The organism is Pseudomonas sp. M5A4_2d (genome assembly GCF_053345295.1).
Map to the genome: position 1 here is coordinate 53523 of NZ_JBKEZW010000016.1, position 7395 is coordinate 60917.

Annotated in this window: 4 protein-coding genes and 1 riboswitch; all 4 genes read right to left on the minus strand. The window is 64.0% G+C overall.

Going from position 1 to position 7395, the window contains the following annotated elements; all coding sequences use genetic code 11:
* Positions 1-62 precede the first annotated feature (62 nt).
* From ACLBW8_RS27185 to cobW, 4 genes are read right to left on the minus strand one after another with little or no spacing between them, the layout of a single operon-like run.
* Complete coding sequence (locus ACLBW8_RS27185) at positions 63-674, minus strand: vWA domain-containing protein (RefSeq protein ID WP_447806772.1); 612 nt, start codon at positions 672-674, stop codon at positions 63-65.
* A 53-nt stretch (positions 675-727) separates the two neighbouring features.
* Complete coding sequence (locus ACLBW8_RS27190; RefSeq protein ID WP_447806770.1) at positions 728-1726, minus strand: ATP-binding protein; 999 nt, start codon at positions 1724-1726, stop codon at positions 728-730.
* Positions 1726-5487 carry a cobaltochelatase subunit CobN gene (cobN, locus tag ACLBW8_RS27195; RefSeq protein ID WP_447806771.1) on the minus strand — a complete coding sequence of 1254 codons (3762 nt, stop codon included), beginning with the start codon at positions 5485-5487 and terminating at the stop codon, positions 1726-1728. The genes ACLBW8_RS27190 and cobN overlap by 1 nt, the downstream gene beginning before the upstream one ends.
* Before the next feature lie 3 nt (positions 5488-5490).
* Entirely contained in the window at positions 5491-6552 is a 1062-nt protein-coding gene (gene cobW, locus ACLBW8_RS27200; RefSeq protein ID WP_221294508.1) for a cobalamin biosynthesis protein CobW, read from the minus strand.
* A 93-nt stretch (positions 6553-6645) separates the two neighbouring features.
* Positions 6646-6845: riboswitch (cobalamin riboswitch) on the minus strand.
* Positions 6846-7395: the final 550 nt, after the last annotated feature.

Consider the following 7395-nt stretch of genomic DNA (forward strand, 5'->3'; position numbering starts at 1 on the left):
ATTTGGCAGGCAGGGGGTGACATGGGAAGCGGGGACAAGCGGGAATCAGGGAACGTTCACTTTTATTGCAGCGACACGCTGTCGATATGTCGATAGTCCAGCTGCAGCTCAAGCGCCAGCTGTTTGGCGCGCCCGAGCTGGATCGGGCCGCGCTCGATATCCACCAGCAGCCCCGGGCAATCGAGCGCCGCTAATCCGGCGATGTCTTTGAGCCGCCCATCGGTAATCACCAGCAAACGCTGCTGCTCGGCCGGGTAACGCTTACGCCGCGCGCGCAGCCAATGCCCGGCTTCGGACAACGCCGCCAGCAACGGCGTGCCGCCGCCGGCGCCGAGTTGAGCCAGCCACCCGGCCAAGCCCTTGGCGGCCTTCAACCCCTGCACCTGCCATTTGGGCGCTTGCCCGCTGGCCGTCAGTAACGCCATGCGCGCCCGCTGCCGATACGCGTCATCAAATAACTGGGCCAGCAGGCCTTTGGCGTCGCTCAACGCGCCATGGCGCCGAGTGGACGCCGAGGCATCGACAATCACCAGCCACAACTCATGGGCTGAGCGGCTGCGCAGGTGGTAGACCACATCCTCACGGGTTTGCGGCCGACCACCGAGCAAGGTGCCCGGCCAGTTGATCGAACCCAACGTTGCACGACGCGCTTTGCCGTGCCTGCCTTTTTCCAGTCGCCCCGCCTTGGGCCGGGCATCCGCCCCCGCGTCAGGTCGGGGGCGAATGCCTAGGGCTTTTTTGGCCAGGTGGGCACATCCCGGCGTGCGCCCGTGGGCAAGGCCGGTGCGGGCATATCGCCCCATTGGCCTTGGCCGGGCGAGGAGTCCGAGGGTTGTGGCGCCTGGCCTTTATCGGGCGGGCTCGCCGGAGGGGTTTGCGCCTGACGGCGATGGCGCAAGGCGAATTCGGCCACGGCTTCGATATCTTCCTCGGCGATGGCGCCAGCGCCACGCCAGGCCGCATGGGCGCGCGCGCCGCGCAACCACACGAGGTCTGCGCGCAAGCCATCGACACCGGCGGCAAAACAGCGCTCGGTGATCTGCGCCAACGCCTGATCATCCAACGCAATGCTGTCGAGCCGCGCCCGCGCCTGGGTGCAGCGATCGCGCAAGGCGGCTTGCTGCGTGGCCCATTGGCTGCAGAACGCTACGGGATCGCTGTCGAAATCCAGGCGGCGGCGGATAATTTGCCCGCGCTCGGTGGGCAGGGTTTGCCCGCTCAATGCCACATTGAAGCCAAAGCGGTCGAGCAGTTGCGGGCGCAATTCGCCCTCTTCCGGGTTCATGGTGCCGATCAATACAAAGCGCGCCGAATGCCGATGGGAAATCCCGTCGCGCTCGATCAGGTTGGTGCCGCTGGCGGCCACATCCAGCAGCAGGTCCACCAGGTGATCGGGCAGCAAGTTGACTTCATCGACATACAGCACGCCGCCGTCAGCCTTGGCCAGGACACCGGGGGAGAATTGCGCGCGGCCTTCGCCCAGCGCAGCGTCCAGATCCAACGTGCCCACCAGCCGCTCTTCGGTAGCGCCCAACGGCAAGGTGACAAACTGACCGCTGGCCAACAAATCTGCCAGGCCTCGTGCCAGCGTGGACTTGGCCATGCCGCGCGGGCCTTCGATCAGCACACCGCCGATTTTCGGGTCGATGGCGGTGAGGCACAGGGCCAGTTTCAAGTCGTCGGCGCCGACCACGGCGGACAGCGGAAAATGCGAAATATCAGTCATCAGCTGTCTTCTTCTATATCCAGCAACAGGTTTTCCAACGCCTCGCGATACGCTCCGGGCTCTTGCCACATGCCGCGCTGCTGGGCTTCGAGCATACGCTCGGTCATATCGCGCAAGGCATCGGGGTTGTGCTGCTGCACAAAGGCCCGGGTGTCAGGGTCGAGCAAGTAAGCGTCGGCGAGCAAGGCGTATTGGTGATCATCAATCAGCGCGGTGGTGGCGTCGAACGCGAACAGGTTGTCTACCGTCGCGGCCATTTCGAACGCGCCTTTATAGCCATGGCGCTTCACGCCGTCGATCCATTTGGGATTGGCGGCACGGGAACGGATGACCCGGTTCAGCTCTTCCTTCAGGGTGCGGACCTTGGGCAGGTCCGGCTGGCTATGGTCGCCATGATAGCTGGCGGCCTTATCGCCGCTCAGGGTTTCCACGGCCGCGAGCATGCCGCCCTGGAATTGGTAGTAGTCGTTGGAGTCGAGCAGGTCGTGCTCGCGGTTATCCTGGTTCTGCAACACTGCCTGCACCTGGCTCAGGCGCTGGGCGAACTGTTCGCGGGCGGCAGTACCCTCATCGGAACCGCCATACGCATAGCCCCCCCAGTTCAGGTAGACCTCGGCCAAATCCTCGCGGCTCTGCCACAGGCGACCGTCAATCGCACCCTGTACGCCCGCGCCATAGGCGCCAGGCTTGGCGCCGAAGATGCGCCAGCCAGCCTGTTTCGCGGCCGCTTCTTCATCCAGGCCCGCGCTGAGCAGCGCCTCGCGCTCGCTGCGCACCTTGGCCGCCAGCGGGTTTATGTCATCCGGCTCATCCAGGGCCGCCACTGCCTGCACGGCTGCATCAAACAGCCGGATCAGGTTGGCAAAGGCATCACGGAAGAACCCGGACACGCGCAGCGTCACGTCAACGCGCGGGCGGTCCAACAGGCTGATCGGCAGTATCTCGAAGTCATCCACGCGCTGGCTGCCCGTGGCCCATACCGGACGCACGCCCATCAGCGCCATGGCCTGGGCAATATCATCACCGCCGGTACGCATGGTGGCGGTGCCCCAGACCGACAGGCCGAGCTGGCGCAGGTGGTCGCCATGGTCTTGCAGGTGCCGCTCAAGGATCAGGTTGGCGGATTGGAAGCCAATGCGCCAGGCCGTGGTGGTGGGCAGGTTGCGCACATCCACGGTGAAGAAATTGCGCCCGGTGGGCAGTACATCCAGGCGCCCACGACTGGGTGCACCGCTGGGGCCTGCGGGTACAAAGCGGCCACTCAACGCCTCCAGCAAACCCTGCATTTCCGCAGGCCCGCACGCGTCCAGACGCGGTGCCACGACGAAGCGCAGGCTCTCGATGACCGACTTCACATCCTCCCAGCCAGGTTCCTCCAACTGCTCGATCGGCCCTTCCAGCGCTTGCTCGATCAAACGCGCGGCATATAACTCCAGGCGCTCGCGGGTATCACCGGCGGTGCGCCAGAGCTGCTGATCAATGTTTTGCAAAACCTCGGGGCGACGCCCGGTCCAGGGCTCGGCCAGGGCACAATCGAGTGGGTCAAAGCCCAGCTCAAACGCCTTGGCCAGCACCCGCAGCAAGCTCGATTGCGGGCCACGCCCATCGCCGCGCGGGATGCGCAGCAAGGCCAGCAGGGTGTCGATGCGCAAACGGCCTTCGGGCGACTCGCCAAAAATATGCAGGCCGTCACGGATCTGCGACTCCTTCAAATCGCACAGGTAGGTGTCCAGGCGCGGCAACCAGACCGTGGCGTCGGCGTCGTTATCCAGCTCCAGCTCCTGATCGATATGGGTTTCGCGCACCAGCTTGAGAATGTCTTTTTGCAATTCAAGGGCGCGGCGCGGGTCCAGCAATTGCGCCTCGTAATACTCGTCGGCCAACAGCTCGAGGTTACGCAGCGGGCCGTAGGTCTCGGCACGCGTCAGCGGCGGCATGAGGTGGTCGATGATCACCGCTTGAGTGCGACGCTTGGCCTGGGCGCCCTCGCCCGGGTCATTGACGATAAATGGGTAGATATTCGGCAACGGCCCCAGCAGCGCGTCGGGCCAGCAGTTCTCCGACAGCCCCACGCCCTTGCCCGGCAGCCATTCGAGGTTGCCGTGCTTGCCCACATGGATCACCCCATGGGCGCCGTAGGTGTGGCGCAACCAAAAGTAAAACGCCAAGTAGCCGTGGGGCGGCACCAGGTCCGGGTCGTGGTACACCGCGCTGTGGTCAACCTGATAACCCCGCGCCGGCTGGATGCCGACGAAAGTCAGGCCCAGGCGCAGGCCGGCGATCATCATGCGGCCGTCGCGGCACATTGGATCGTTATGCGGTGCGCCCCAACGCGCCAATACCGCCTGGCGATTGGCTTCAGGCAGGCGCTTGAACATCGCCTCGTAGTCGTCCAGGCCCAGGCTTTGGTGGCACGGGCGCAGGTCGAGGCTGTCCAGATCGTTGGTGACGCCGCCGAGCAGATCATGAATCAAGGCCGTGCCGCTGTGCGGCAACTCACTGGGCACGGGATAACCTTCGGCTTGCAGCGCGCGCAGGATATTCAGCGCCGCCGCCGGGGTGTCCAGGCCCACGCCATTGCCAATGCGGCCGTCACGGGTCGGGTAGTTGGCGAGGATCAGTGCGATGCGCTTTTGTGCATTCGGCACCCGTGCCAGTTCGACCCAACGCCGCGCCAGCTCGGCGACGAAATCCATGCGCTCGGGCGCAGCGCGGTAGCACACCACGTCGGACTGGCTGCGCTCACTGCGCCAGGCCAGGTCCTTGAAGCTGATGGGACGACTGATAATGCGCCCGTCCAGCTCCGGCAAGGCGATATGCATCGCCAGGTCGCGCGGGCCGAGGCCTTGCTCGCTGGCCTCCCAGCCGGGCTGGTTGTCCTGGGCGCAAATCGCCTGGATCACCGGAATATTGCGGCGAAACGGGCGTAAATGCGGGGCTTCCGGGCTGGACTGGGCAAAGCCGGTGGTGTTCAGAATCACCGCCGCCTGCACGTCATCGAGCCAGTCTTCGACCACCGTGAGGCAGCCGGGCTCTTTCAAACTGGCCACCGCTATCGGCAACGGATTAAGGCCCGCCGCCTGCAAGCGTTGGCAGAACACGTCGATAAAACCGGTATTGGCCGCCTGCAAATGCGAGCGATAGAACAGCACTGCGGCTACCGGCCAATCTGCCTGCCAATCCGACTGCCAGTCATTCAAGCGCGGGTTGGCTTTGTGCGGGTGATAAATCGCGGTGCGCGGCAGGCTTTGCGGTTCGGCCCAGGCGTAGTCGCGGCCCAGGTAGCTGCTTGCCAGGCAGCGATAGAAATCCAGCGCGTTGCCCAGGCCGCCCTGGCGCAGGAAGTGCCACAGGCGGTCGCGCGCTTCTACGCCTACGGAGCTCAAGCCGCTGAGTTCCGGGTCCGGGCGATCATCACCCGGCACCAGGATCAGCTGCACGCCGCGCTCGGCCAATTCCACCAGGCGCTCGATGCCGTAGCGCCAATAACCGATGCCGCCGTGCAGCGAAATCAGGATCACCTTGGCGTGGCGCAGCACCTCATCGACGTACAGGTCGACCGAGGCATGGTTTTGCACCTGCATCGGGTTGGCCAGGCGAAAGCTGGGGTAATCGTCGGGCAACTGCTGGGCCGCTTCGGCCAGCAGTGCCAGGCTGGAATCGCCGCTGCACAGAATCACCAGCTCGGCGGGGGTTTGGCCTAAGTCGGCAATGTTGTCTTCCGAGACGAAACCGCCGGGCTGGGTCCTGAGCAGGTGCATGGGTTAAACGCTGAGCGCAGCGCGCAGTTGCGCTTCGAGGCCCGCCGCGTCCAGCTCCTGGCCGATCAGCACCAGACGCGTGATGCGGGCTTCATCAGCACCCCAGGCACGGTCGAAATGCTTGTCGAAACGCGTGCCCACGCCCTGGATCAGCAGGCGCATCGGCTTGTTCGGGATCGCCGCGAAACCTTTGACACGCAGGATGCCGTGTTGCACCACCAGTTGATTCAGGGCGTCGAGCAGCAGCGCTTCATCAGCTTGCGGCAGGTCGATGGAGATGGAATCAAACGCATCGTGGTCGTGGTCGTCTTCACCTTCGTGGTGATGATCGTGATGGCTGTGGCGACCGTCGATGTGTTCTTCGGAGCCGGCGCCCAGGCCAATCAACACGTCCAGCGGCACGCGACCGCTGCTGGCCTCGATGATTTTCACGGCCGGCGGCAGCTCTTCGGCGACTTCAAGGCGCACGCGTGCCAGGTCTTCAGGGCTGATCAGGTCGGCTTTGTTGAGGATCACCAGGTCGGCGCTGGCCAGTTGGTCGGCGAACAGCTCGTGCAGGGGCGATTCGTGGTCCAGGTTCGGGTCGAGTTTGCGCTGGGCATCAACCTGATCCGGGAACGCGGCAAAGGTGCCGGCGGCGACGGCCGGGCTGTCGACCACGGTAATCACCGCGTCAACCGTGCAGGCGCTGCGGATTTCCGGCCACTGGAAGGCCTGGACCAACGGTTTTGGCAGGGCCAGGCCCGAGGTTTCGATCAGGATATGGTCGAGGTCACCGCGACGGGCGACCAATTCGCGCATCACCGGGAAGAATTCTTCCTGCACGGTGCAGCACAGGCAGCCGTTGGCCAGTTCGTACACGCGGCCGTTGGCTTCTTCCTCGGTGCAACCGATGGAGCACTGCTTGAGGATTTCACCGTCGATGCCCAGCTCGCCGAACTCGTTGACGATCACGGCGATGCGACGGCCCTGGGCGTTGTCGAGCATATGGCGCAGCAAGGTAGTTTTGCCCGAGCCGAGGAAGCCGGTAACGATGGTGACGGGGAGTTTGGCCAGTGTTTTCATCGGATGCCCTTTGGGGCGGGCATACGGGACGACAGGCCCTGCGGCAATGCGCAGAAGCTGATTTCGTCACCGGATCACCCCGCCCGGTTGAAGTAGAAAATCGGTGACGAGGCAGGTCTCCTGGCTTGGGGCATGCGGGTCTTGCGACCGGCGCTGGCTGCGCCTTCCCGCCGTATTGGCAGTGGCGTGGCAGTCAGATGAACCCTTCACAGTTGCGGGGGCAGCCGCGGCTTGAACCGCGTTCCCTTCTTAGCTTCGACCTGGGCCGAAGAACCTCGAAGGTGCAAGGCTACGCAGTGCGTGGGGGATGGTCAATGATGGGGTTGTTTGGTTGATGGACATAGCCGTTGCTGCGGTGACGGCGGCTTAGGGTTCCGCCTTTACGGCAGGTCACTTTTGGAAAAGAGCCCGAAATGCCGGCCCAACCAAAAGTACCCCACCACTCGGCACCTCGCCCAGGCTCGGTGTGCTCGTACTCCGGCGTTCCTAAGTGGGCCGCCTAAAATCAAAAAGCTCAAAAGCGGAGTTCGGCGGCCTAGCAGCTGACCTGAACCTGGACGCTGAACGCATTCAAATGGGGGGGACTGGCTTGCCTGCAATGCAGACATCTCGGTCTGTCAGTGACACACAGTTGATGCCATCGCAGGCAAGCCAGCTCCCACAGAAAAGCAGCCCCTGTTTTTGCCCTGCTTTCGCTTCTACCACTCAGGTCGGCTACCAGGCTGCCGTGCTCTGCTTTTGATTTTGATCTGACAGGCCCCGTTAACCACGATGGCCGAACGCAGGCTTGAATCCGTGGGTAACCCGGCAGGACGCCGGGTTAGCCGCACTGGGCCAAGGATG